Raw genomic sequence first — 23,647 nt, 5'->3', positions numbered from 1 at the left:
ACCGTAGCAACCCGGACGCGTCAGCTGAAGGGTTCTGCTCACCCCGGCCGGTATACCCACGGTGCGCGCGGCAACCGTTGCGGGTCGAACTCGTCGAGCATGCCGTCGACGGTGCGCGCCGAGTATCCGAGGGAGTCGGCGATCTGCGCGAGCGCGACGTCGACGCCGATCTCGGCCAGCGTCACCGCGCCGTCGCGTTTGGCCAGCCGGGCCCCGTCGGCGTTGAGCACCAGAGGTACGTGGGCGTACACCGGTTCCGGGTGGCCGAGCAGCCGTGCCAGGTACGCCTGGCGCGGTGACGACGCCAGCAGGTCGTCGCCGCGCACCACCTGGTCGATCCCGGATGCCGCATCGTCGACGACAACGGCCAGGTTGTAGGCCGTGACCCCGTCGCCGCGCCGCACGACGAAGTCGTCGACCAGGCCGGTGTAGTCACCGTGCAACACGTCGTGGACGGTGAAGGACGTGACGTCGGTGCGCAGCCGCAGGGCGGGTGGTCGGCCGGTCTGCTGCCGCCGGTGTTCACGTTCGGCATCGGTGAGGTGGCGGCAGGTACCGGGGTAAGCGCCCTCGGGAGCGTGCGGCGCGCGCGGGGCCTGCGCGATGTCTCTTCTGCTGCAATAACATTCGAAGAGCAGTCCGCGCTCTTTCAGCGAGTCGACGACGGCGTCGTAGCGTGCGGCGTGCTCGGTCTGTCGGGTGGCCGGTCCGTCCCAGGTGATGCCGATCGCGGCGAGGTCGGCGAGCTGGCGGTCGGCGATGTCGGTGTGGGTGCGGTCGTCGAGGTCCTCGACGCGCATCAGGAACCGCCGCCCGGTCGACCGGGCGAACAGCCACGCCAGCACGGCGGTGCGGAGGTTGCCGATGTGCAGGTCCGCCGACGGGCTCGGCGCGAACCTGCCTGCGCCGGGGGAGTGGGCCACGGGCCCTACTCTCTCAGACCGCCTGACTCTGCAGGGTGACCGAGGCGGCGGCCACCGACGGTGCGCCCCCCACGCCGTGCCCCTGTGCGGTCACCGCGAGCCGGGTGCGGTCCCCGCGGAACAGGTCCCGGGAGAACTCGCACGGGGTGTCGTGCTGGTCGTAGGTGATCCGGGTGATCAGCAGCAGCGCCGACTTCGGCTTGATGCCGAGCAGGTTGGCTTCCTCGGGCGTCGCGTTGACCGCCTCGATGCGCTCGTCGGCGCGTGCGGTGACCAGTCCGTACTCGCTTTCCAGGATCTCGTAGAGCGAGCCGCCGAGCTGCTGCTCCAGCAGACCCGGGAAGGTCTCGGCCGGAAACTGGGCCAGCTCCAGCGAGATCGGTGAACCGTCGGCCAGTCGCAGCCGCTGAATCTCGATGACGAAGTCGTCGGCGCCGATACCCAGTGCCTGCTGGGTGACGGCGTCGGGTGCGGCGATCTTCGTCGACAGCACCCGGGTGCCCGCGACATAGCCTTGGCTGGCCAGGAACGCCGGAACGCCGACGACGTCGGTCAGGCTGCGCTGTACCTGCGCGTGGCTGATGAAGATGCCGCCGGAGCGGCCGATCACCCGGTCGACGAGACCGGCCTCCTCCAGCGCGGCCAGCACCTGGCGCAGGCTGGAGCGGCTGGTGCGGTAGCGTTCGGCGAGCTCGCGCTCACTGCCGAGCTTGGTGCCCGGCACCCCGGCGTTGATGTCAGCCACGATCCGGCGCCGCAGATCTTCGGTTTGGGTCGGCACCGGACCTCCTCACGCCACTGAATTGGTAAGACCAAATGTAGGCCATCGGCCGTCAAAGGTCGGCGAGTGCCTCCGGTGATTCGGGCAGAATCTGGCCACCGTCGACCACCAGCGACTGCCCCGTGATGTAGGAGGCCTCGTCGGTGGCGAAGAACAGTGCGGCGTTACCGATGTCGGCGACCTCGCCGAGCTTGCCGGCCGGCACCGACGCGGCCATCTGGTCCATGTAGGTCTGGCCCATGTCGATCAGGCCCTCGGTGATGATGTTGCCCGGCAGTACCGCGTTGACGGTGATCTTCTTGGGCGCCAGCTCGATCGCGGCGGTGCGCAGGAAGCCCAGCTGCGCGGCCTTGCTCGCGCCGTAATGGGACCAGCCGGGGAAGCCGGTGACCGGGCCGGTGATCGACGAGGTGATGATCACCCGGCCGTGGCCGCTGGCGGTCAGCGCATCCAGTGCCGCCTGCACGATGTAGACGGTCCCCTTGAAGTTCACGCCGATGACCTGCTCGATGTCCTCGGGGGTGAGGTCCTGCAGGCGGCCGGACGGGAAGATTCCGGCGTTGGCGCACACGATGTCCAGGCCGCCGTTGCGTTCCACCGCGGCCGCGACGACACGGCGGCAGTCCTCGGGGCTGGTCACGTCGGCGGCCACCCCGGTCACGGTGCCGGCCAGCCCGGTCAGGTCGGCGACGGAGCTGTCGATGTCGGCCTGAGTGCGCCCGGTGATGACGACGTTGACGCCGGCCTTGGCGAATGTCTCGGCGATGCCTCGCCCGATGCCCTTGCTTCCGCCGGTGACGATGGCCGACCGGCCCTGCAGCGAATTGAACATAGCGATAAGCCCTTTCGGAACGAGGATCAGAAAAGCCGGTGACCGTCGGAGGTCAGGTACTGCTCAGCGAGCTTGCAGCTGCCCGCGGCGTAGGTCACGGAGATGGCCTGGGACTCCTTGGAGTGGCTGTGGGTGCCCATCCAGGCCAGCAACAACAGGCGTCGCAGCAGGATGAACGACGCCAGCATGTCCTCGTCGGCCTCGCTCATCGTCCCGCGGCTGCGGTACCCGTTGACCCAGGCGTGCTGCCATTCGGGAACGGACGGATGGTCCTCGAAGAACGACACGGCTGTGCCGAAATCATAGAAATACCAACCGAATCCGCAGTCGTCGAAGTCGATCACGGTGATCGTCTCACCGTCGACCAGCAGGTTGGCCAACCTCAGGTCGGCATGCACCAAACCGAACGTGTCGGGCCCGCTGCCGTATTCGGTGAGCCGGCGGTGCAACAGCGTCTCGGCCCGGCTCAGCACCTCGGCCTCGTGGTCCCCGACGCCGATCGCGTCACGCCAGCGTCCCCAGCGGGGCGTCCCGCCGAGACTGTGTTCCCAGTCCCAGGAGAATCGGCTGAACCCGGCCGGTCGCTGCCAGCGGCGGGCATGGTAGTGAAGCGCGGCGGTGATGCAGCCGAGGGTGTGAAAGTCGGTGGAACTCACGGTGTTCTCGTCCGGTTCGGCACCCGGCACCATCTCGAAATGGACGACGTGCCGTTCGGTGCCCTCGTGCTCGACAGCCACCACGCGGCGTCCGTCCCGGGCCGGGATCACCTTCGGCACGGTGACGTCGCTGTCACGGTGCAGCGCGTCCAGCCACATCAGCTCCGACTCGATCTGGTCGACGCGGTGGTAGTCCTGCCGGTGCACCCGCAGGATGGACCGGTGCCCGCTGCCGGGCTCCTCGACCGCGTAGGTCGCGTTCTCGGACAGGTTGAGCAGCCGCAGCGCCGAGCCCGCAGGCAGGTCGAACGCCTCCAGAGCCTTCTCGGCGACGGCCTGGTCGTCAGTGAAGTCTGAGCTCAATGGTCACGCCCTTCGATCCCTCCCAGCACCTCGGTGATGCGGTCGCGCGCCACGACGACATCCTTGGTGCTGCCACTGATGTAGAGCCTGCCTGCCGCACCGATCATCTGCACGTCGACCAGCGTCAGACCGGGCGCGGCCCGCTCCGCCTCGTTGGCCGCAACCGCCGCGAACAGCGCCGGTGTCATCTCGTACACCAGCAGAGACTGGCCGGGCAGCACCATCGACGCCTGCCGGTTGCGGTTGAGGATCACCGCGTGCTGATCGGTGATGTCCTCGATGACGTCGTGGTAGAGCACCCGCGGACGGAGCTGATCGGTGGCCGAGCTCTGGGTCCCGGTCAGGATGGCCTCACCGGCACGCCGCACGTCGTCGAGGTCGCTCGAATGGATCTCCAGCACGCCGAACTGTCGTTCCACGTACAGGATTCCGGGTTGGATGCCGGGCACCTCCCGCAGCGCGAGGTCGATGACCCGCTCGATCGCCAGCGCCGGCGACACCTCGACGATGAGCGCGTGCTCACCGGCGTACGGCGGGTAGCCGCGCGCTCGGGTCGGGGTGCCGAGGTAGGCGGCGAACTGCTGCTGCAGATCCTCGACGAGGAGGTAGACGCGGATGTCGGTCCGCGTCGGTGCGTCCGTTACGACCATCTTCAGCAGACTACTGCGCGGCGACGGAGAAGTGCGCACCCAGTTCGCTGTGCGGGCGCGGGATCACGTGCACGCTGACGAGTTCGCCAACCTGCGAGGCGGATTCGGCGCCGGCCTCGGTGGCCGCCTTGACGGCGCCGACCTCTCCGGTGACGATGACGGCCACCAGGCCGTCGCCGACCTGCTGGCGGTCGGTGATCGTCACGTTGGCCGCCTTGACCATCGCGTCGGCAGCCGCGAGTGCGGCGACGTAACCCTTGGTCTCGATCATTCCGATCGCGTTGCTGGCCATGGTGTTTCTCCTTTGTGTCGGGTTATCTGACGTTGGGGCCGGTAACCGGGATGGCTAGCCGGTGGGATCGATGGAGCCGATGATCAGTGCGTCGACCGGAGGCGGGGTGCCGGTGAACCAACTCGCCGCCACCGAGCCCTGGGTGACCAGCACGTGCTCGCCGACTCCGCTGCCGAGCACGTCGAACGCGATCAGCCGCGACCCGGAGCCGTCGACCTCGACTTCGAGGAAAGCGCCGGCGGGGATGCCGTCGATGCGGCGGGTCGACCAGACCTGCCCGATGACCGTGCCACTGATCATGTTCGCTCCTTGTGGATCGTCACGCCCAGTGCGCGGGCGCGCTCGCGGGCCAGCGGGGTCAGCACGGCCCGGGGGCCGAGGACCAGGGATGCGCCGGAAGCGGCGATGTCGGAGATCTGGCGTTCGGTGACCGCGCCGCGCTCGATGCGTTTGGTGCTGCCCGGGCCGTGGCGGTCGGTGCCTGCCAGCCGGAAGGACAGCCGGCCGTGCCGCAGGTCGGCGCGGGTCTTCGGATTCTCGAACAGCCGCAGCAGGTTTCGTACGAACACATCGAGGTCGCGGTCGTTGGTGATGCGTACGGTGTCGACGCGCGAGCGTTCGTCGGTGGCCAGCGGTCCGGTGGCCACGGGGCCGTTGGGCGCCGGGGCTGCCGGGGGAGGCGGGGCCGCCGGTGCGGGAGTCCGCACGTTCGCGGGCCGGGCCGCCGTGAGGTCACCGACGGTTTCGCGGATCACTTCGCGGACCAGCTGCCGCAGCTCGTCGCGGTCGATGCTCACCGCACACTCCGCGCGAGGGCCTCTTCGGCCGCGGCCGCGGCCTGGCGGACGTCGGATTCGCTGCCCGACAGGTACACCCGGCCGGTCGCGCCGATCATCCGGAAGTCCACGACCTTCACGTCGGCGGCCTTCTCGGCCTCGTTGGTGGCCAGGATCGCGTATGACGCGGGGGACACCTCCAGCACGTAGAGAGTCTCGCCGGCCAGCACCATCGACCCGATCTTGTTGCGGTTGATCAGGAATGCGTGCTGCTGGTCGATGCTGGAGATGATCCGGGAGGCCAGGATCTGTGGCGGCGTCGCGGAGGCGGCATCGCGTCCCAGCTCGGCCAGTGCGGCGTCGGCGGCGGCTTCGACGTTGGCGGTGTCACCGTGGAACTCCAGGTAGCCGAACTGCCGCTCCACCACCAGCACCCCGGCCTGCACCTCGGCGTGCTTGAGGGCGACGTCGGTGACGCCCTCGATGTCCAGGCCCGGCGCCACCTCGATGATCTGCGCGGCGACACCGGCGCGCGGCAGCGCACCCTTGATCCAGGTGCCCAGATACGACATCGTCTGCGGCTGAAGCCGGTCGATGAAGATGAACGAACGCAGTTCAGCCACGGGTCACCTCTTGATCAGTTGTGCGAGTTCTTCGGCCACCAGCGCGCGAAGCTCGGCGCGCAGCGCCTCGATGCCGGGATCGGTGGCGCGGCGGGGGGCGGGCCGGCTGACGGGTGCCACGGGCGCGGCGGCGGCGGACGGGTCGTTGGAGGCGCGGGGATACGCCGGCACCGGCCCGGCCGGTGAGCGCCACGGCGACAACCCGGCGAAGTTGGGCATCGACACCCCGGCGTCGGCGTTGTAGGCGATCCGGGCCCAGTTCAGCAGATTCTCGGGCTGCAGGTTCTCCCCGATGGAGCTGCGCCCGACGAAGCCGGTGCCGATCGTCATCGACGGCGCGAGGTTGGTCTCCAGCCCGGAGCTGCCGGTGCTGTTGCCGACGTTGACCGAAACCCGCAGCACCGGTACCTGGGCGGCGAATTCGGTGATGACGGCGGGGTCCTCGCTGTGGATGGCAGCCGAATGACCGGCACCGGCGATGCGGACCACTGCGCGGGCGGCGCGGATGCCGCGCCGCGCGTCGGCGACCGTGGTCATGCCGAGCACCGGGCAGAGCTTCTCGTGGGTGAGCACCTCTTCGCCGATGACGTCGGTGAACGGCGCGATCAGGACCCGGGTCTTGGGGGTGACGCGCAGCCCGATCCGCTCGGCGATCCACGCGGCGTCCCGGCCGACGACCTCGGTGTTCAGTGCGCCGTCGGGGAACATGTACTCGCGCAACCGGATCGCCGCATCCGTATCGAGAATGTGCGCACCGTGCCGCGTCAGCGCGGTGCTGAGCCTGCCGGCCACGGCGTCCTCGACGATCAGCACCGACTCGTTGGTGCACAGCACCGAATTGTCGAAGGCCTTGCTGTCGACGATGCGCCGCGCGGCCGCCTCGAGGTCGGCGGTCGCGTCGACGAGCACCGGGACGTTGCCGGGGCCGACTCCGAGCGCCGGGTTGCCCGACGAGTAGGCCGCGCGCACCACACCGGTGCCGCCGGTGGCGACGATGACGTCGGTGCGCTCGTCGGACATCAGCGCCTCGACCAGCGGCAGCGAGGGTTCGTCGATGACCTGCACGATGCCGTCCGGGGCGCCGGCGGCCACGGCCGCCTCGCCGAGCAGCCGCGCCGCGTCCGCCGAGCACTGCTTGGCTCTGGGGTGCGGCGCCACGACCACGGCGTTGCGGGTCATCAACGCCAGGATCACCTTGAAGTACACGGTAGCAACGGGATTGGTGGTCGGGGTCAGAGCCAGGACCACGCCCGCAGGCCGGGGGATCTCGACGATCTTGCGGGCAGTGTCCACCCGCGGCGTCACGTAATCCTGGTCCCGGTAGAACTCGACGAGGCCCCGCGAGCAGGCCCGGTTCTTGACCACCTTGTCGTCGACAACACCCATCTGGGTCTCGGCGACAGCGGCCGCGGCGAAGCGTTCGGCATTGCGGTAGCCGGCTTCGGCGACCGCGTCGACGATCCGCGCCACCGACGCCTGGTCGTAGTCGGCGTAGGCGGCCGCGGCGAAGTGCGCCCGCTCGAGTAGTTGACCTGCGTGGGGTACTGGATGTGCACCGGTCACGGCTTCCTCCGTCCGGTCGCGGCCAGCTTCGCCCGTCCGATGGCGACCTCGGTGCGGTCGAGGACGTCCTCACAGAGGTCACGGTTGAGCAGCAGGCCCGGTTTGAATTGCAGGACACGGGGATCCAGCGTGGAGAAGATCGCCCACACCCCGTTCTGGTACAGCTCGCGCATCACGAACTTGGCGCCCTCGGGGTGGTCGAATTCCAGCCCGATCACCACGCCGTTCTGCCGGATACCGACGAACCAGTCCGGGTGGTCGGCCTGGATGCGGGTCAGGCCCTGGGCGAAGATGTCGGCGATGTAGTGCACCGAGGAGCGCACCTCGGGCCGGCTGGTGATCTCCAGGGTCTTCAGCGCGGCGACGCAACCGAGCTCGGCGCCGCCGAAGGTGGAGATGTGCCCGAAGCCGTCCTGTTCGAGCCATTGCGCGGCGCGGTCACTGAGCAGGGCCGCGGTGATCGGGTACATCCCACCCGAGAGGCCCTTCCCGCTGACCATGATGTCCGGCTCGATGCCGTGCTTAGTGATGCCCCACATCTCACCGGTGCGCATCAGCCCCGTCTGCACCTCGTCGGCGATGTAGAGCGCGTCGTAGCGTTCGCACAGCTGCTTGACCGCTTCCAGATAGCCGAGGGGCGGCAACGGAAATCCGTAGGTGGCCGGGATGGTTTCCATGATCACCGCGGCGACGTCGCGTCCGCGCAGCGCCTGTTCCATCGCGTCGGTGTCACCGAACGGGACCTGGACGAACTCGTCGGGCCGGTCGGCGAGGAACAGTTTGGCGAATCGGTCATCACCGGTGGCGACCGCGAGACCGGTGTGGCCGTGGTAGGCCTTCACGATCGAGACGATCTTGCGGCGCTGGGTGGCGTGCCGGGCGCTCTTGAGCGCGATGTCGATGGCCTCACCGCCGCCGGACCCGAACGCCACCTTGCTCAGGGAAGCCGGCGCGGATTCGATCAGCTTCTGCGCCAACGCCGTTCGCGCCACCGAAGGGAAATGGTGGTTGCCGACGTCGAAGTGCTGCATGCCGTCGGTGATCGCCTGCATCACTTCGGGATTGCGGTGCCCGAGGTTGTAGGTGCCACCGTTGAGGTGCATGTCGATCAGGCGACGGCCGCTCATGTCCCACAGGAAGTAGTCCTGCCGGCGGTCGATCACCAGGTCGACGCCGGTGTCGGTCCAGAATTGGGTTTTGTCCGGGTTCCAGAACTCCTTGGCACGTTCCAGCACCTGGGCTTTGGAATCGAACGAGAACGTGCCGTAGTCGTACACGGGACTCCCTGTCGTGCGGTCGGCCGGGGGTGTGACCAAAAGCTAAACGGTCCGACCATTTATGTCAACATGGCGTTCTCAGGGGTTGCACAGCTGAATTGGTAGTGCCAATATGTCTGAGGTTCGGCATTGTGGTCTAGACCACAGTGATGTCAGAACGCGACCTGAACTGCTTTCCGCCCTTCGCCCTGGAAGGTCTCTGCTTATGACAGAAGACGTCGTTCCCCGTGAAACAACCACCACAGACTCGGTCCAACGGCTCAAACGCAACGCCGTCGGCACCTTCGGCGTCATCTTCATGGCGGTCGCGACCGCCGCGCCGATCACCGCGATGGTCGGCAACGTCCCGATCGCCGTCGGCTTCGGAAATGGTTCGCACGCCCCGGCAGGCTATCTGGTGGCCACCATCGTGCTGGGCCTGTTCGCAATCGGGTACGCCACGATGGCCAAGCACATCACCGCGACCGGCGCGTTCTACGGCTTCATCTCCCACGGCCTCGGTCGCGTGATGGGTATGGCCAGCGGTCTGATCATCACGCTGGCCTACATCGTGTTCGAGGCGTCGCTGATCGGCATCTTCGCGTTCTTCTTCCAGAACTTCCTGTCTTCGCAGCTCGGCATCACCATCCACTGGCTGGTGCCGGCGCTGCTGATGCTGGTGCTGAACTGCATCCTGACCTACTTCGACGTGAACCTGACCGCCAAGGTTCTCGGCGTCTTCCTGATCACCGAGATCTTCATGCTGGCCCTCGGCGCCATTGCGGTGGCCGTCAAGGGCGGAGGACCCGACGGCTTCGCGATCGCCGAGACTCTCAACCCGGTCGGGGCATTCCAGCCCGCGGCGATCGCCGGCGCCAGCGCCGGCCTCGGTCTGTTCTTCGCGTTCTGGTCATGGGTCGGTTTCGAGTCGACGGCGATGTACGGCGAGGAGTCCAAGGACCCCAAGCGAATCATCCCGCGCGCCACCATGATCGCCGTGCTCGGTGTCGGCATCTTCTACGTCTTCGTGTCCTGGATGGCGATCGCCGGCACCGGACCCCAGCAGGCCGTCGAGCTGGCGCAGAGCGCCGACACCTCGTCGGAGATCTTCTTCGCCCCGGTCCGCGACACCTACGGCGAGTGGGCCATCACCTTGTTCAACATCCTGCTGGTGACGGGATCGTTCGCGTGCGGCATGGCGTTCCACAACTGCGCGTCGCGCTACCTGTACGCCCTGGGCCGGGAGGGCCTGTCGAGCGGGCTGCAGAAAACGCTTGGCGCGACGCACAAGACGCACGGGTCGCCCTACATCGCGTCGTTCGTCCAGAGCGGCATCGCGCTGGTGCTGGTGCTGGCGTTCTTCTTCGCCGGCATGGATCCCTACATCCACATGTACACACTGCTGGCGATCCTCGGCACGATGGCGATCCTGATCGTGCAGTCGCTGTGCGCGTTCTCGGTGGTGGCCTACTTCCACTTCCACAAGAACCACCCGTCCAGCGCCCACTGGTTCAAGACATTCCTGGCCCCGCTGACCGGCGGCATCGGCATGCTCTACGTGGTGTATCTGCTGTGGGAGCACAAGGAATCCGCGGCGGGCGCGGCGTCGGGCACCTTGCTGTTCAAGCTGACACCATGGATCGTGATCGGGGTGTTCGTGTTCGGTGCGGCCATGGCGCTGTACTTCAAGTTCAAGGACAAGCGGCGCTACGAGCTGATCGGCCGGATCGTCTACGACGACAGCGAAGTTCGCGACTAGAAAGGGTTCTTCAGTGGCTGACGAGTTGGGCAGGTTCCGGGTTCTGGACTCGAAACCTGTCAACCTCGACGGGTTCAGCGTCCCGGACGCCGCACTCGGGCTGATTGCGATGAGCAGCCCACATGACCCCTCACCTTCGCTGAAGATTCGTGGGGGTGAGGTAGTCGAACTCGACGCCAAAGACGTCGTCGAGTTCGACGTCATCGACGAGTTCATCGCCCGCTACGGCATCGACCTCACGGTCGCCGAAGAGGCCATGGCTCTCGATGACGAGACGCTGGCGCGCATGGTGGTCGACATCAACGTGCCGAGGGCGGAGGTGGTGCGGCTGATCGGCGGCACCACCCCCGCCAAGCTCGCCCGCGTCGTCGCCCTGCTGTCGCCGGTGGAGATGCAGATGGCGATGGCCAAGATGCGGGCCCGTCGCACGCCGAGCAACCAGGCGCACGTCACCAACCAACTCGACGACCCGCTGCTGATCGCCGCCGACGCGGCCAGTGCGGTCGCCTACGGCTTCCGTGAGGTGGAGACGACGGTGCCGGTGCTCGGCGATGCGCCGTCCAACGCCGTCGCGCTGCTCATCGGGTCGCAGGTCGGCACGCCCGGGGCGATGGCGCAGTGCTCGATCGAGGAAGCACTCGAATTGCGGCTGGGCCTACGCGGTCTGACGTCCTACGCCGAGACCATTTCGATCTACGGCACCGAGCAGGTGTTCGTCGACGGTGACGACACCCCGTTCAGCAAGGCGATTCTCACCTCGGCCTACGCGTCGCGTGGCCTGAAGATGCGGGTCACCAGCGGGGGCGGCGCCGAGGTGCTGATGGGCGCGGCGCAGATGTGCTCGATCCTGTACCTGGAGTCGCGGTGCGTGTCGCTGGCGCGCGCGCTCGGATCGCAGGGCGTGCAGAACGGCGGCATCGACGGGGTCGGCGTGGTGGCCTCGGTGCCCGAGGGCATGAAAGAACTGCTCGCCGAGAACCTGATGGTGATGATGCGCGATCTGGAGTCGTGCGCAGGCAACGACAACCTGATCTCCGAGTCCGACATCCGCCGCAGCGCGCACACATTGCCGGTGCTCCTTGCCGGAGCGGATTTCATCTTCTCCGGGTTCGGCTCGATCCCGCGCTACGACAACGCGTTCGCGTTGTCGAACTTCAACTCCGACGACATGGACGACTTCCTGGTGCTGCAGCGGGACTGGGGTGCCGACGGTGGGCTGCGCACCGTGTCCCCGGAGCATCTCTTTACGGTGCGCCGACGGGCGGCGCAGGCCGTGCAGGCGGTGTACCGCGACCTGGGACTCGCGGATTACGACGACGACCGTGTCGAGGAAGTGGTGGCCGCCAACGGATCCCGTGACCTGCCCGCCGGGCACCCGAAGATGGTGGCCGAGGCGGCGGCGTCGATCGAGGCGAGGCAGCTGACGGTCTTCGATGTCATCGCCTCGCTGCACCGCACCGGCTTCACCGACGAGGCCGAGGCGATCACGACGTTGACCCGGGAGCGGCTGTGCGGTGACCAGCTGCAGACCTCGGCGATCTTCGACGAGAAGTTCCGGGTGCTGTCCAAGCTGACCGACCCCAACGACTACCGGGGTCCGGCCACGGGGTACGCGCCGAGCGACGAACGCCGGGCCGAGATCGACGCGGTCCGGCAGGCGCGCAGCAGCGCCGAGTTGACCGCCGACCAGGAGCACCATCGCGGACACCTCGTCGTCACCGACGTCGAGCCGGCCCAGCAGGGCAGCGACCCCCGCGAGGTCTGCATCGGACTGTCGCCGGCCTGGGGGCGCAGCGTCTGGCTCACACTGTGCGGACTGCCGATCGGGGAGGTGCTGCGTCAGATCTCGGCGGGCCTGGAGGAGGAGGGCTGCATCGCCCGCACGGTGCGGGTCCGCTCCACCATCGACGCCGGGCTGATCGGGCTGACCGCGGCGCGGCTGTCCGGTTCGGGAATCGGAATCGGCTTGCAGGGCAAGGGCACCGCGTTGATCCACCGCCGTGACCTGGCGCCGCTGGCCAACCTGGAGCTGTTCAGCGTCGCACCGCTGTTGACGGCGAAGATGTACCGCGAACTCGGCAGGAACGCCGCACGCCACGCCAAGGGCATGGCACCCGTGCCGATCTTCACCGGTGGCACCGACGAGTCCATTTCGGCGCGCTACCACGCCAGAGCCGTCGCCCTCGTCGCCCTGGAGCGAGAAGCCTGCGAGCCCGGCCTGCCACCCGTCACCGTGAAGGTTGAAACACCATGAGCGAGATGACCGCGGCGGGCCGCGAAGACATCACCGTCCAGAACGCGGTGGACGGCAAGCTGGGCCTCGGTGATCTGCGGATGGATCCGGCCGTGCTCGCCCACCAGGCCGCCGTCGCCGAAGCTGGCGGTAACCCGCAGCTGGCCGAGAACTTCCGCCGCGCAGCCGAACTCGCGACCGTCGATGATGAGCAGGTGATGGCGCTGTACGAGGCGCTGCGCCCGCACCGGTCGACGGCCGCCGAACTCGACGAGCTGCGCACGTCGCTGATCGCGCGCGGTGCGCCGCGGTGCGCCGCGCTGGTGGAGCAAGCCGCCGCCGTCTATGCCCGCCGCGGCCTCCTGCGTTGACCACACGGGCGGTGCGCACGGTCGCCGGCATCGACGTCGGCAATCACACCACCGAGATCCTGCTCGCGCAGGTGCATGACGGCGCCGTCACGACCGTCGCGCACGGGCAGGCCCCCACGAGGGGCCGCAAGGGCAGTGCCGAGTCGCTGCGCGGGGCCGCGGCGTTGTTGCACCGGGTCGAGGTCGACTCAGGTCACTGCGCGGACGAACTGCTGCTGGCGGCGCTGCGTCCGGTCGACACCGCGACCGCGCCGATACCGCCGGCATATTCACCGTCGGCCCCGGTCCGCAGTCTGCGCCACCCGGACGCGTCGACCCCGGCGGGCTCGGGACACGCTGTCGGGCAGCATGTTCCGTTGTACGCGCTGGATGCCGCGCCGATCCCCGGACCGGTGGTGATCTCCGTCGACGACGCCACCGATTTCGAGGTGGCCGCCCGCGAGATCACCGCGGCGGTGGAACGCGGGTGGCAGGTGGTCGGCGTGTTGGTTGCCCAGGACGACGCGGTGTTGATCCGCAACCGGATCCCGGTGGATGTGCCCGTCGTCGACGAGGCCGATGTCGCCGGTCTGGCGCCGGGTGCGCTGGTGGCGGTGGAGGTGGTCGGGGAAGGCAGCGCCTACCGTGCGTTCGCCGACCCCATCGCGCTGTCGGCCGCACTCCGGCTGCCCACCGCGGGGCTGGTGGAGATCGCCGAATTCTGCCGCGAGCTGGCCGATTCCGCGGCCATCGCCGTCACCGCGCGGACCGAGCAGCCGTCTCCGCCCGCCGCCGACGACGACTACGTCGACATCCTCGTCGACGGAGCGCCGGTGCGGTACACGCCCGGACAGGCGCACGCGGTGCTGCGGCGCTCGGCGCCGGGGCGCGTGCGCGCGGTCCGGTTGCGGTCGGTGCCGACCGCGGCGGACGGGCTGGCCGTACACGACGCGTTCTTCACCGATCTGGCGACGATCGACAACGGTGCGTGGCTTCGCAGGGGTGTCGCCGACGCCCAGGGCACCGTGGTCGCGCTGTTGGCAGCCGAGGAGGCCGGTGACGCCGCCGCCACCCTGAGTGAACTGACCGGACGACCCGCGCGCACCCTGGGCTCCGAGCCGGAGGCCGCGGCATGGGGTGCCCGTACCACGCCGGGACTCCCACCCGGATCAATGGTGTGTGACATCGGTGGTGGCACAGTGGATCTCATCACCGGTGGCGCGACGGTGGTCGCCGCGGGCGCAGGTGAGTCGATCACCGTCGCGGTGGCGCGGGTGCTGGGTATCCCGCGGGGGCTGGCCGAGACCGTCAAACGCACGCCCGCGGTCCGGGTCGAGGGGCCGCACGTCGCGCATGAGGAGGACGGGCGTCGCGTCTTCCTGGACTCCCCGGCATCCGCCGATGCGATCGGCCGGCTGTGCACGCGCGGCAGTGCGGGTCTGGTGCCGTTCTCGAACCGGTTGGCCGCCGAGGAGTGGCGCAGCCTGCGGTTGGCGATCAAGCAGGAGACCGTGGCGGCGAACATCGCCCGGTGCCTCACCGCGTTCGACGAGCCGCCGGTCGCGCTGGTGCTGGCCGGCGGCGGTGCGCTTGACGACGAGCTGATGCGCACGGTCGGGGAGGCATTGCGCGGCGCCCGGATCGTGGTGGGGCGCGCCGACATCGACGGTGTGCACGGGCCGCGGTTCGCGGTGGCGCGCGGCCTGGTCGCTATGTACGCGCAGCGGTAGGCAGGCTCGCGATCGCGTGGGCGATGTGTCCACGCCACGAGCCGGGATCGATGCGGTGTACCGCTGAATCTCCCTGGAACGCACTGGAGATCACGAAGTCCGGTAGGATGTCGGCCAGTACGCGCAGACTCTCGGCGATGGTGCCTGCGTCTTCCGGTTGATGGAAGCCCTCGATATAGCCCGCGTGCCAGCCGCCGTCGGTGCCGCGGAACAAGGTGTCCCCGGTGAACAGATACCGGCCCTGTGCGCCCGGCACCAGATAGCAGACGCTGCCGGGGGAGTGGCCAGGGGTCGGGATGATCTCGATGCCGTTGTAGTCGACGTAGCGGCCCTTCACCGGCACGTCGACGTGAGCGTGCCGGGTGATGTCCGGGAGGTCGGCCGCCGGCGCGTGCAGGGTCGAGTCGAAGCGCTCGGCGATGCGCGCGAGAATCGGGCCCGCCTCGTCGCGGTGCGACAGGTACTGGTCGTTGACGCCGCCGAGGGCGGCGAGGTCGTCAAACTCGGCGTCGGTCGCGGGCGAGTAGAACAGGATGCCGGCCGGCGTCCACAGGTATGCGTGGGTGGTCAGGCCGGGAAACGGTGAGTCGGTTCGGGTTTCCCACAGATCACTGAGTACGTGTTTCATGCCACCCAGACTGCAACCTCAACCATTGTTAAGGTCAAGAGATCTGGCGAGCAGACACAAAATCGCGTGATTCAGGCTCGCTGCGTGCGAGTTTGCGTCTGCTCGCGCAGAGATCTGCCGGAGAACGTCAGCCTAATTCGGCCAGCTGCTTCACCGCGGGCGCAATGCTGTCGATCCACTTCGCCGGGGCACCGTCGTCGGGCATCACGATCGCGGTGTCGATACCGAGGGCGGCATAGCCCGCCATACTCTGTACGAACTCGTCGCGGGTGGCAGGTGCCGGGGAGGGACCGTGGACCGTCACGGTCTTGCGGATGTTGTCGTAATCCCGTCCCACCGCGTCACAGTGCCCCCGCAGCACGTCGAGCTTGCGCGCCACCTCGTCCGTCGTGGTCGCGAACAGGTTGCACGCGTCTCCGTACTGAGCCACCAGCCTCAGCGTCTTGCGTTCTCCGCCTCCACCGATCAGCACTTTGGGCTTGTTGATCGGCTGTGGCGAGCACAGAGTCTCCTGCAGCTGATAGTGCTTGCCCACGAACGGACCGTTGTTGTCCGGATCCCACATCTGGTTGCAGATCTGCAGGGCTTCCTCGAGGCGTTCGAAGCGCTCGGCGATCGGCGGGTACGGCACACCCAGGCCGTGGTGCTCGCGCTCGAACCACGCCGCCCCGATGCCCAGCGCCGCGCGACCGCCCGACAGCACGTCCACGGTCGTCACGATCTTGGCGAGCAGCCCGGGATGCCGGTAGGTCACCCCGGTGACCAGCAGACCGAGGCTCACCGTGGACGTATGGGCGGCCAGGTAACCCAAGGTGGTGTAGCCCTCCAGCATGTTCGCTTCGGCCGGCAGTCCGGTCGGCTCGATCTGGAAGAAGTGGTCCATGAACGACAGCCAGGTCGCACCTGCTGCTTCCGCGGCGGCGCCCACGCGGGCGAGTTCGGGAGCGATCGCGGCGGTGCCACCGTCGGTGTCAAAAATCGGCACGTGTATTCCAAGGTCCATGCCCGCTACAAGGCAGGGCCCGGGTGGGTGATTCCCCGATGGCAGCAAGTCAGGTCCGTGGCGCAGGACCGCCAAGACCCGGCACGATGTCGTCGAGGCTGAAGGTCACCGGTCGGTCGAGCTGCTCATAGGTACACGAGCGGGGATCGCGGTCGGGCCGCCACCGGTTGAATTGTGCTGTGTGCCGGAACCTTCGGCCTTCCATGTGGTCGTACCGGACCTCGACCACGCGCTCGGGCCGTAGCGGCACGAACGACAGATCCTTGCCCGCGTTCCACCGTGAGCCGCCGCCGTAGCGGCGCACCACGTCCGGGTCGACGTGCGCAGCCCAGTTCCACGGGTGCTCGTCGAAGGTGGTCACCAGCGGCTGCAGCTCGGTGAACAACTCACGGCGCCGCGCCATCGGGAACGCCCCGATCACGCCTACCGAGGCCAGCGCCCCGTCGTCCTGGTAGAGCCCCAGCAGCAGCGAGCCGACTGCGTCGTCGCCCGACTTGTGCAGACGGTATCCGGCCACCACGCAGTCCGCGGTCCGCTGGTGCTTGATCTTGAACATCGTGCGCTTGTCCGGCAGATACGGCCCGTCGAGCGGCTTGGCGATGACCCCGTCGAGTCCCGCGCCTTCGAACTCGTCGAACCATCGTCGCGCGGTATCGATGTCCAGTGTGGCGGGCGTGACGTGGATGCTCGGCCCGGTTGCGGCGAGCGCCTCCACGAGCGCCGCGCGCCGCTCGCTGAACGGACGCGAGGTGAAGTCGGTGTCGTCCAGGGCCAGCAGATCGAACGCGATAAACGACGCCGGCGTCTTCTCCGCCAGCATCCTGACTCGCGACGCCGCCGGGTGCAGCCGCAGCTGCAGCGCCTCGAAATCGAGGCCGTCCGCGGTGGCGATCACGATCTCGCCGTCGATCACACAACGCTGCGGCAGTTCGGCCAACGCCGCGGCGACCAGCTCGGGAAAGTACCGGGTCATCGGCCGCTCGTTGCGGCTACCGAGTTCGACGTCGTCACGGTCGCGGAACACGATGGATCGGAACCCGTCCCACTTCGGTTCGTAGGAGGCGCCGGCGGGGATCTCCTGCACCGACTTCGACAGCATCGGCGAGACCGGGGGCATCACAGGGAGTCGCATCATCGCCATTGTCCCTGCCGGATGGCGACAGTCGGCGTTGTGGCCGTGGCGGAGGGTTATCCCCAATCTGGTTTTCATCCACAGCTTGGGGTTTCGGTCGGGCGGTATGGCCTCTCGAATAGGAAGATAGAACACATGTTCGATCGACTGTTTGCAGGGGCGGAGGAGCCCGCCCTGCTTGCTGCGATCGAACAGTGCGCCCGTGAGGAGGCCCAGGCCGGGGCACGGAAAGCCGCGGCGATCGCCGAGTTGGTGTATTCCACGGTGGACAGGGATGACGAGCACGACGACTGGGTGTATGACTGCTGGGCCCAGACCGCCTCTGAGCTGGGCGCGGTGCTCAATCTCGGGCACAGGCGGGCCTCGGGGCAGATGCGGATCGCGATGGCGTTGCGCGATCGGTTGCCTGGGCTGGCCGAGCGGTATCTGCAGGGCCGGGTCAGTGCCCAGGTGGTGTCCAAGATTTGTTGGCGCACCCGCCTGGTCGTGGATACGCAGGTGTGGGCGCTGCTCGACGAGCAGTTGGCGACCCACGCCCCGCAGTGGGGGTCGTTGTCGGAAGAGGCGTTGGTGCGGGCCATTGATGCGGTGATCGACCGGTATGACCCGGACGCGCTGATCCGGTCCAAGGAGGTCATCGCGGCCGCGATTTTCATATCGGGGCCCACGAGGATCCCGATGAATGGGTGTTGGTGTGGGGTCAGATCCTGGGCTGTGATGCCGTGCTGCTGGCGGCCCGGATCGCTGAGTTGCTCAAGAACGTGTGTGCCGATGATCCGCGCGACATGGGGGAGCGGCGGTCATGTGCGGTGGGGGCGATCATCCGACGCCAGGACCACCTGCCGTGCCGGTGCGGCAAAGCGGACTGCCCGAGCGCTGCGCCGGTGGCTCCGGGCAGCTCGAATGTGGTGATCTCCGTGCTCGCCGATCCCGCCGCGCTCGACGCCGCCTACCAGCTGATCACCGACCAAGACCAGCAACAACAGAACCAACCCCAACCGCAGCCTGCGGAGGAGCTCGAATTCGAGCGTGAGCCGGCGCCGGAGCCTGAGCTGGAGCCTGTGGACAAGCCCGGGCCTGACCCTGAGCCCGGCTCCGTAGATGAGTCCGACTCAGCGCCCGAGCCGAATCCTGCACGGTGTGTGAAGTATTCGGGGTTGGCGTTGTTGCCCGGGGTGAAGGTGCTGCCGATCGTGGCGTTGGCCGAGGCGATCCGCGGGGGAGCGGCGATCAAACAGCTGTGGTTGCCCGGCCCGGATCCCGAGCCGCACTACCGTCCGTCGGCCAAGCTGGCGGCGTTCGTGCGCGCTCGGGACCTGTTCTGCCGCTTCCCGGGCTGCACGGTGCCGGCCGAACGCTGCGATCTCGACCATGTTCTGCCCTGGCCCTTCGGGCCGACCCATCCGTCGAACCTGAACTGCAAATGCCGCACCCATCATCTGGCCAAGACGTTTTGGGACGGTTGGCGCGACGAACAACTTCCTGATGGCACGGTGATCTGGACGACCCCGGCGGGCAAGCGCTACACCACAGTGCCCGGCAGCCGGGTGTTTTTCCCCGGCTGGAACACCACTACCGCGAAACTACCGCCGATGACCTTGCCGCCCCCAGATTTCGACCGTAGTGCCAGGATGCCCAAACGACGCCGCCCCCGCGCCGCCGAGGACGCCGCGCGGATCACGGCCGAACGCGAACACAACGCCGCCCAACGCGCCCGCGACCGAGAACGTGCTGATGCTGCCGACCGAAACCGGTGGACCAGACCGCCACCTCCACCACATCCCGACGGCGACGACCCACCGCCCTTCTGAAAGTGTGGGGCTACCAGCCATCCCGGCGTAGCAGTCGAAAGATGGTCCGGAGTGCGCGGGGTGTCGCACGCACTCAGGCTGCGATGACATTGTCGGGGTACCCCGGTCTACGTGAGTATGGAGACCATGCCCTCAGACCTGCCGGTGAGCCCCCCGCTGGAGCCGATGTTGGCCAAGGCGCAGACCAAGGTGCCCGACGATCCCGGAGTCTGGTCCTATGAGCCGAAATGGGACGGCTTCCGCGCGCTGGTGTTTCGCGACGGCGACAGCGTCGTGCTGCTGTCGCGTAGCGGCAAGGATCTGGCCCGCTACTTCCCCGAAGTGCTCGATGCGGTGCGTGACGAGCTCGAACCCCGCTGCGTTCTCGACGGTGAGATCGTCGTGCCCCGGGAGATCGCCGGACGCATCAGGTTGGACTGGGAGTCCCTGAGCCAGCGCATCCATCCCGCCGCCAGCCGGATCAAGATGCTGTCGGAGCAGACACCGGCGCGCTTCATCGGCTTCGATGCGTTGGCCCTCGGGGATACCTCGCTGATGAAGGAGCCGTTCCGCACCCGTCGCGAAGCCCTCCTCGAAGCAGTCAACGAGAAACAGTGGTGTCACGTCACGCGCACCACCGAGGACCCCGCTCTCGGCACGCAATGGTTGGACGAATTCGAGGGCGCCGGCCTGGACGGGGTCATCGCCAAGCGTCTCGACGGACCATATCTGCCCGGCAAGCGGGAGATGGTGAAGGTCAAACACCACCGCGACGCCGACTGCGTGGCCATCGGCTACCGGATCCACAAGAGCGGCGAAGGCATCGGCTCGATTCTCCTCGGCCTATACCGCGACGACGGCGAACTGCAGATGGTCGGTGGCGCCGCGTCGTTCACCGCCAAGGCACGGTTGACGCTGCTGGCCGACCTCGAACCCCTGCGCATCGGCGACGACACGCGTGACGGCGAACCGAGCCGGTGGAATTCGGCCGCCGACAAACGCTGGATCCCGGTACGCCCCGAGCGGGTATGCGAAGTCGCCTACGACCAGATGGAAGGCCACACCGACAGCGGCCGGCGCTTCCGGCACGCGGTGAAGTTCCTCCGCTGGCGGCCCGACCGGGACCCCGCCAGTTGCACCTTCGACCAGCTCGACGTTCCGCTGAACTACGACCTCTACGACGTGCTGGAGAAGTCCTAATGGCAAGCGCCGCAACCGAAATCGACGTCGACGGGATCAAGGTCCGACTGACCAACCCGGACAAGCCGTACTTCCCGAAGCTCGGCAAGGACGGCACCAAGGGCAAGCTCGTCGACTACTACCTGTCGGTGGCCGACCGGATGGTCGCACTGCTGCGAGACCGGCCTGTGCATCTGCAGCGGTTCCCCGACGGTATCGACGGCGAGGAGATCTATCAGAAACGTGTGCCACAGAAGCACCCGGACTACCTCGAAACCTGCACCGTCACTTTTCCGTCCGGCCGCACCGCCGACGCGCTGAAGATCACCCACCCCGCGGCGATCGCGTGGGCGGCGCAGATGGGAACGGTCACGCTGCACCCGTGGCAGGTGCGCTGCCCGGACACCGAACATCCCGACGAGCTGCGCATCGACCTGGATCCCCAACCCGGCACCGGTTTCAAAGAGGCCCGAGCGGTGGCCGTGGACGTTCTCAAGCCGCTTCTCGATGAACTCGGCCTGGTCGGGTACCCCAAGACCTCCGGCGGCCGCGGCGTGCACGTCTTTCTCCGGATCAAAACCGACTGGGATTTCATCGCGGTCCGTCGTGCCGGTATCGCGCTGGCGCGGGAGGTCGAACGTCGCGCCCCCGATGCGGTGACGACGTCCTGGTGGAAGGAGGAGCGGGGCGAGCGGCTCTTCATCGACTACAACCAGAACGCCCGCGACCGCACATTCGCGTCGGCGTACTCGGCTCGCCGGACCCCGATCGCGACAGTGTCCACGCCACTGACGTGGGACGAACTACGCGACGCCGAACCCGACGACTACACGATCCTGACGGTGCCGGACTTCGTCGCCGGCCGGCCCGACCCGTGGGCCGACATCGACAAGAAGGCACAGTCGATCGACACGCTGCTGGACATGGTGAAGGCCGACGAGGACCGCGGTCTCGGAGACCTGCCGTACCCGCCGAGCTACCCGAAGATGCCGGGCGAACCGCCGCGGGTGCAGCCGAGTAAGAAAGTGGCCACCAACTGGGATGATGCAGGTAACCGGAAGTAGTGCGGTACTAGCATAACGCTTGCTCGCCCGATAACCTAGATTTCGTGCCGGAGAGTTTGGAGTCGCTGCGAGCCAGCTTCAACCGCTCTCTTCGTGTCGAGGGCAAAGCCGATCGCACGCTCGTGCTTTACGGCCAGAGCATCACCTACTTCAGCAGGTGGCTTGAATCGCGCGGCCTCTCGGCACAGGTCGACCAGCTCACACGGGACAATGTGCTGCATTGGCTTGATCACCTCCGCGGCAAGAATCAGACGCCCGGAACGATTCGCACGCGCTGGCGGGGACTGCGCCGGTTCGCCAACTGGCTGCTCGCCGAGGACATTATCGACACCGACCCTTTGGCTGGCATTGTCATTGATAAGCCGGAGCCGCCTCCCGTGCCGGTGCTCACCGACGACGACTTGGCGGCGCTCCTCGCGGCCTGCAAGGGCAGGGGATTTCGTGAGCGACGCGACGAGGCGATCATTCGGCTCCTCATTGACTGCGGCATGCGAGTCTCTGAAGTGACCGGCATCGATCTCGTCGACCTGGACCTTGACGCAGAGACTGTCATGATCACCGGTAAGGGCTCACGGGTCCGTAACGCGTACTTCGGCGCCAAGACCGGACAGGCCCTTGATCGCTACTTGCGAGAGCGGGCCAAGCATCGCCACGTATCCAATTCAGCGCTGTTCCTGGGCGAGCGAGGACGCTTCACTTCCGACGGGGTTCGCGAACGAGTGAAGGTACGAGCCGAGATGGCCGGCCTGGACCCGGCTGCGGTACACCCGCATCGGTTCCGGCACACCAACGCTCACGATTTCCTGCTTGCCGGAGGCCAGGAGCGTGACTTGAAGCGGCTGATGGGATGGCGATCGGACTCGATGCTTGAGCGCTACGGCGCATCGGCCGCCGATCATCGAGCAAGAGAAGCTGCGCGCCGCCTGAAGCGAGGCGACCGGGTGTGACGGTGTGGTTGAGTCAGCACGATTTCGCGGAGCACGGAGAGGAGATCGCTGCTCAAATCCGAACCATACTTGCGTCGAAGGGCAAGACCCGCCGGCGTTTTTGCGTGATTGAAGTGCGCGAGAAGAGTTCGGGCCACCTGCTGGGTGAGGTTGTGCGAACAACGCACGGTCTTGTCGTCGTGTTTCAAACTCGAACATTGCTCGCGAACGGCGAATGGTCAACATTCCGGCTCGAGCGAGAGCGAATGACCTCGGCAGTGACGGGAGATCCCGCGCAGAGCTTTCGATTCGCCTCCCGCTCGGCGCAATACTGGGTGAGTGGTGAGACCCTCCTGCCATTGATCGAAAGTGGCGCACCGCATTTGCTTCTCGATCAGGCGTTCATATGGCGACGCGCCGAACGGCCTGCATCCACCGAGCGCTAGCACAACGTTGCTACGCTGTGCTCTGGTCACTCCGCTGAGGCTGGAAAACGCTCGCCATCGCAATGGGCCGCGAGCCGTCACCCGAAGGGGGACGGCATTTCATGCCCGAATTGACCCCGGAGCTCCGAACGCTCCGATCCCAGATCGCGGCCAATGAATCTTGGGCGCGTACGCAAGACAGGTCCGCTCGAACAGCTAACGCGCGCAGGGCAATGCTCGACAAGTTTGAGCGCCAGGTCGACCCGGACGGCGTACTCGCGCCTGCGGAACGGGCGAAGCGTGCTGCGAACGCACGGATTGCTCACTTTCAGCGGCTCGCCCTGAAATCCGCGCAAGCTCGCCGCCGCCGAACCGCCGCCGACGATGGTGGTACGGCATGACTCAACGAGAAAGCCGCCCCGCGGGCAACGAGACGGCTTCTACAAGGTCCAAGGCGACGGACTTTCATCAGCGTAGCGGCGTCGATGCCTGGACGCGTCGACATGAAGCCAGCCAGCGTGTCGCCCCGCTCGATTGCGGGTGCCGTGACCCCTGGATCTGCCGCCACACCGATCCCCCGCTGAGCGACCAGGCGCTGGACGGGTGGCGCGACGCGGCTCTGCGGCTGCTGTTCGACGGCCTGATTCCTCTGCTGCCCATCGAGGTTCGCCGTGCGCTGTACCGCCGCGGCGGCCCCGATCGGGTGCTCGCCG

At 67.5% G+C, this 23,647-nt stretch carries 23 protein-coding genes and 1 pseudogene; 10 read left to right on the top strand and 14 right to left on the bottom strand.

The window, feature by feature from the left end; translation table 11 throughout:
• Positions 1–38 precede the first annotated feature (38 nt).
• From gluQRS to ACXMYJ_RS22850, 11 genes are read right to left on the bottom strand one after another with little or no spacing between them, the layout of a single operon-like run.
• Positions 39–923 carry a tRNA glutamyl-Q(34) synthetase GluQRS gene (gene gluQRS / locus ACXMYJ_RS22900; protein WP_460358934.1) on the bottom strand — a complete coding sequence of 295 codons (885 nt, stop codon included), beginning with the start codon at positions 921–923 and terminating at the stop codon, positions 39–41.
• Positions 924–936: 13 nt separating this feature from the next.
• Positions 937–1,704: a GntR family transcriptional regulator gene (locus ACXMYJ_RS22895; RefSeq protein ID WP_260755744.1), complete on the bottom strand. Its 768-nt coding sequence runs from the start codon at positions 1,702–1,704 to the stop codon at positions 937–939.
• A 52-nt stretch (positions 1,705–1,756) separates the two neighbouring features.
• Positions 1,757–2,536 carry a 3-oxoacyl-ACP reductase FabG gene (fabG, locus tag ACXMYJ_RS22890; protein WP_260755743.1) on the bottom strand — a complete coding sequence of 260 codons (780 nt, stop codon included), beginning with the start codon at positions 2,534–2,536 and terminating at the stop codon, positions 1,757–1,759.
• 26 nt (positions 2,537–2,562) lie between these two features.
• The gene (locus tag ACXMYJ_RS22885; protein WP_443189103.1) at positions 2,563–3,555 is read right to left on the bottom strand and encodes a phosphotransferase enzyme family protein; all 993 of its coding nucleotides are present in this window, start codon (positions 3,553–3,555) and stop codon (positions 2,563–2,565) included.
• On the bottom strand, positions 3,552–4,205 hold the full coding sequence (locus ACXMYJ_RS22880; protein ID WP_260755741.1) for a microcompartment protein: 654 nt from the start codon (positions 4,203–4,205) through the stop codon (positions 3,552–3,554). Before ACXMYJ_RS22880 ends, ACXMYJ_RS22885 begins: the two co-directional genes overlap by 4 nt.
• A 10-nt stretch (positions 4,206–4,215) precedes the next feature.
• Complete coding sequence (locus tag ACXMYJ_RS22875) at positions 4,216–4,497, bottom strand: BMC domain-containing protein (protein ID WP_011782687.1); 282 nt, start codon at positions 4,495–4,497, stop codon at positions 4,216–4,218.
• Between the two features lie 54 nt (positions 4,498–4,551).
• A complete protein-coding gene (locus ACXMYJ_RS22870) occupies positions 4,552–4,797 on the bottom strand; it encodes a EutN/CcmL family microcompartment protein (RefSeq protein WP_260755739.1) in 246 nt (81 codons plus the stop codon).
• Positions 4,794–5,294: a hypothetical protein gene (locus tag ACXMYJ_RS22865; RefSeq protein WP_443189102.1), complete on the bottom strand. Its 501-nt coding sequence runs from the start codon at positions 5,292–5,294 to the stop codon at positions 4,794–4,796. Before ACXMYJ_RS22865 ends, ACXMYJ_RS22870 begins: the two co-directional genes overlap by 4 nt.
• Positions 5,291–5,896, bottom strand: coding sequence for a BMC domain-containing protein (locus tag ACXMYJ_RS22860; RefSeq protein ID WP_260755737.1), 606 nt, complete (start codon positions 5,894–5,896; stop codon positions 5,291–5,293). Before ACXMYJ_RS22860 ends, ACXMYJ_RS22865 begins: the two co-directional genes overlap by 4 nt.
• Before the next feature lie 3 nt (positions 5,897–5,899).
• The gene (locus ACXMYJ_RS22855) at positions 5,900–7,459 is read right to left on the bottom strand and encodes an aldehyde dehydrogenase family protein (RefSeq protein ID WP_443189101.1); all 1,560 of its coding nucleotides are present in this window, start codon (positions 7,457–7,459) and stop codon (positions 5,900–5,902) included.
• Complete coding sequence (locus tag ACXMYJ_RS22850; RefSeq protein ID WP_460358929.1) at positions 7,456–8,736, bottom strand: class-III pyridoxal-phosphate-dependent aminotransferase; 1,281 nt, start codon at positions 8,734–8,736, stop codon at positions 7,456–7,458. The genes ACXMYJ_RS22855 and ACXMYJ_RS22850 overlap by 4 nt, the downstream gene beginning before the upstream one ends.
• A gap of 205 nt (positions 8,737–8,941) precedes the next feature.
• Between ACXMYJ_RS22850 and ACXMYJ_RS22845 the strand changes: the two genes are divergently transcribed.
• The 4 genes from ACXMYJ_RS22845 to ACXMYJ_RS22830 are packed head-to-tail and all read left to right on the top strand — an operon-like array spanning position 8,942 to position 14,787.
• The gene (locus ACXMYJ_RS22845; protein WP_260755734.1) at positions 8,942–10,474 is read left to right on the top strand and encodes an APC family permease; all 1,533 of its coding nucleotides are present in this window, start codon (positions 8,942–8,944) and stop codon (positions 10,472–10,474) included.
• Positions 10,475–10,487: 13 nt separating this feature from the next.
• Positions 10,488–12,728, top strand: a complete 2,241-nt coding sequence (locus ACXMYJ_RS22840; RefSeq protein WP_260755733.1) for a propanediol/glycerol family dehydratase large subunit — start codon at positions 10,488–10,490, stop codon at positions 12,726–12,728.
• On the top strand, positions 12,725–13,078 hold the full coding sequence (locus tag ACXMYJ_RS22835) for a diol dehydratase small subunit (RefSeq protein WP_260755732.1): 354 nt from the start codon (positions 12,725–12,727) through the stop codon (positions 13,076–13,078). Before ACXMYJ_RS22840 ends, ACXMYJ_RS22835 begins: the two co-directional genes overlap by 4 nt.
• On the top strand, positions 13,075–14,787 hold the full coding sequence (locus ACXMYJ_RS22830; RefSeq protein WP_443189100.1) for a diol dehydratase reactivase ATPase-like domain-containing protein: 1,713 nt from the start codon (positions 13,075–13,077) through the stop codon (positions 14,785–14,787). The genes ACXMYJ_RS22835 and ACXMYJ_RS22830 overlap by 4 nt, the downstream gene beginning before the upstream one ends.
• On the opposite strand, the gene ACXMYJ_RS22825 is transcribed toward ACXMYJ_RS22830, so the two are convergent.
• From ACXMYJ_RS22825 to ACXMYJ_RS22815, 3 genes are all read right to left on the bottom strand, one after another.
• On the bottom strand, positions 14,768–15,415 hold the full coding sequence (locus ACXMYJ_RS22825) for an MBL fold metallo-hydrolase (RefSeq protein ID WP_443189099.1): 648 nt from the start codon (positions 15,413–15,415) through the stop codon (positions 14,768–14,770). The two genes, ACXMYJ_RS22830 and ACXMYJ_RS22825, sit on opposite strands and share 20 nt — an antisense overlap.
• Before the next feature lie 127 nt (positions 15,416–15,542).
• Positions 15,543–16,418, bottom strand: a complete 876-nt coding sequence (locus ACXMYJ_RS22820; RefSeq protein ID WP_260755729.1) for an LLM class F420-dependent oxidoreductase — start codon at positions 16,416–16,418, stop codon at positions 15,543–15,545.
• 49 nt (positions 16,419–16,467) lie between these two features.
• On the bottom strand, positions 16,468–17,550 hold the full coding sequence (locus ACXMYJ_RS22815) for an ATP-dependent DNA ligase (protein WP_260755728.1): 1,083 nt from the start codon (positions 17,548–17,550) through the stop codon (positions 16,468–16,470).
• A 135-nt stretch (positions 17,551–17,685) separates the two neighbouring features.
• On the opposite strand from ACXMYJ_RS22815, the pseudogene ACXMYJ_RS22810 reads away from it, so the two are divergent.
• From ACXMYJ_RS22810 to ACXMYJ_RS22785, 6 genes and pseudogenes are all read left to right on the top strand, one after another.
• Positions 17,686–19,361: pseudogene (locus tag ACXMYJ_RS22810) on the top strand (HNH endonuclease signature motif containing protein).
• Positions 19,362–19,478: 117 nt separating this feature from the next.
• On the top strand, positions 19,479–20,540 hold the full coding sequence (locus ACXMYJ_RS22805) for an ATP-dependent DNA ligase (protein ID WP_460358948.1): 1,062 nt from the start codon (positions 19,479–19,481) through the stop codon (positions 20,538–20,540).
• Positions 20,540–21,583 carry a non-homologous end-joining DNA ligase gene (ligD, locus tag ACXMYJ_RS22800; RefSeq protein WP_460358925.1) on the top strand — a complete coding sequence of 348 codons (1,044 nt, stop codon included), beginning with the start codon at positions 20,540–20,542 and terminating at the stop codon, positions 21,581–21,583. Before ACXMYJ_RS22805 ends, ligD begins: the two co-directional genes overlap by 1 nt.
• A gap of 44 nt (positions 21,584–21,627) precedes the next feature.
• The gene (locus ACXMYJ_RS22795) at positions 21,628–22,530 is read left to right on the top strand and encodes a tyrosine-type recombinase/integrase (RefSeq protein WP_460358923.1); all 903 of its coding nucleotides are present in this window, start codon (positions 21,628–21,630) and stop codon (positions 22,528–22,530) included.
• Complete coding sequence (locus ACXMYJ_RS22790; protein ID WP_460358922.1) at positions 22,527–22,955, top strand: hypothetical protein; 429 nt, start codon at positions 22,527–22,529, stop codon at positions 22,953–22,955. Before ACXMYJ_RS22795 ends, ACXMYJ_RS22790 begins: the two co-directional genes overlap by 4 nt.
• 376 nt (positions 22,956–23,331) lie before the next feature.
• Positions 23,332–23,647: hypothetical protein (locus ACXMYJ_RS22785; protein WP_460358920.1), on the top strand; the 316-nt coding region annotated here is incomplete at its 3' end.

The sequence above is a fragment of the Mycobacterium sp. ZZG genome (assembly GCF_054786995.1).
This window is presented reverse-complemented; position numbering and strand designations above follow the sequence as displayed.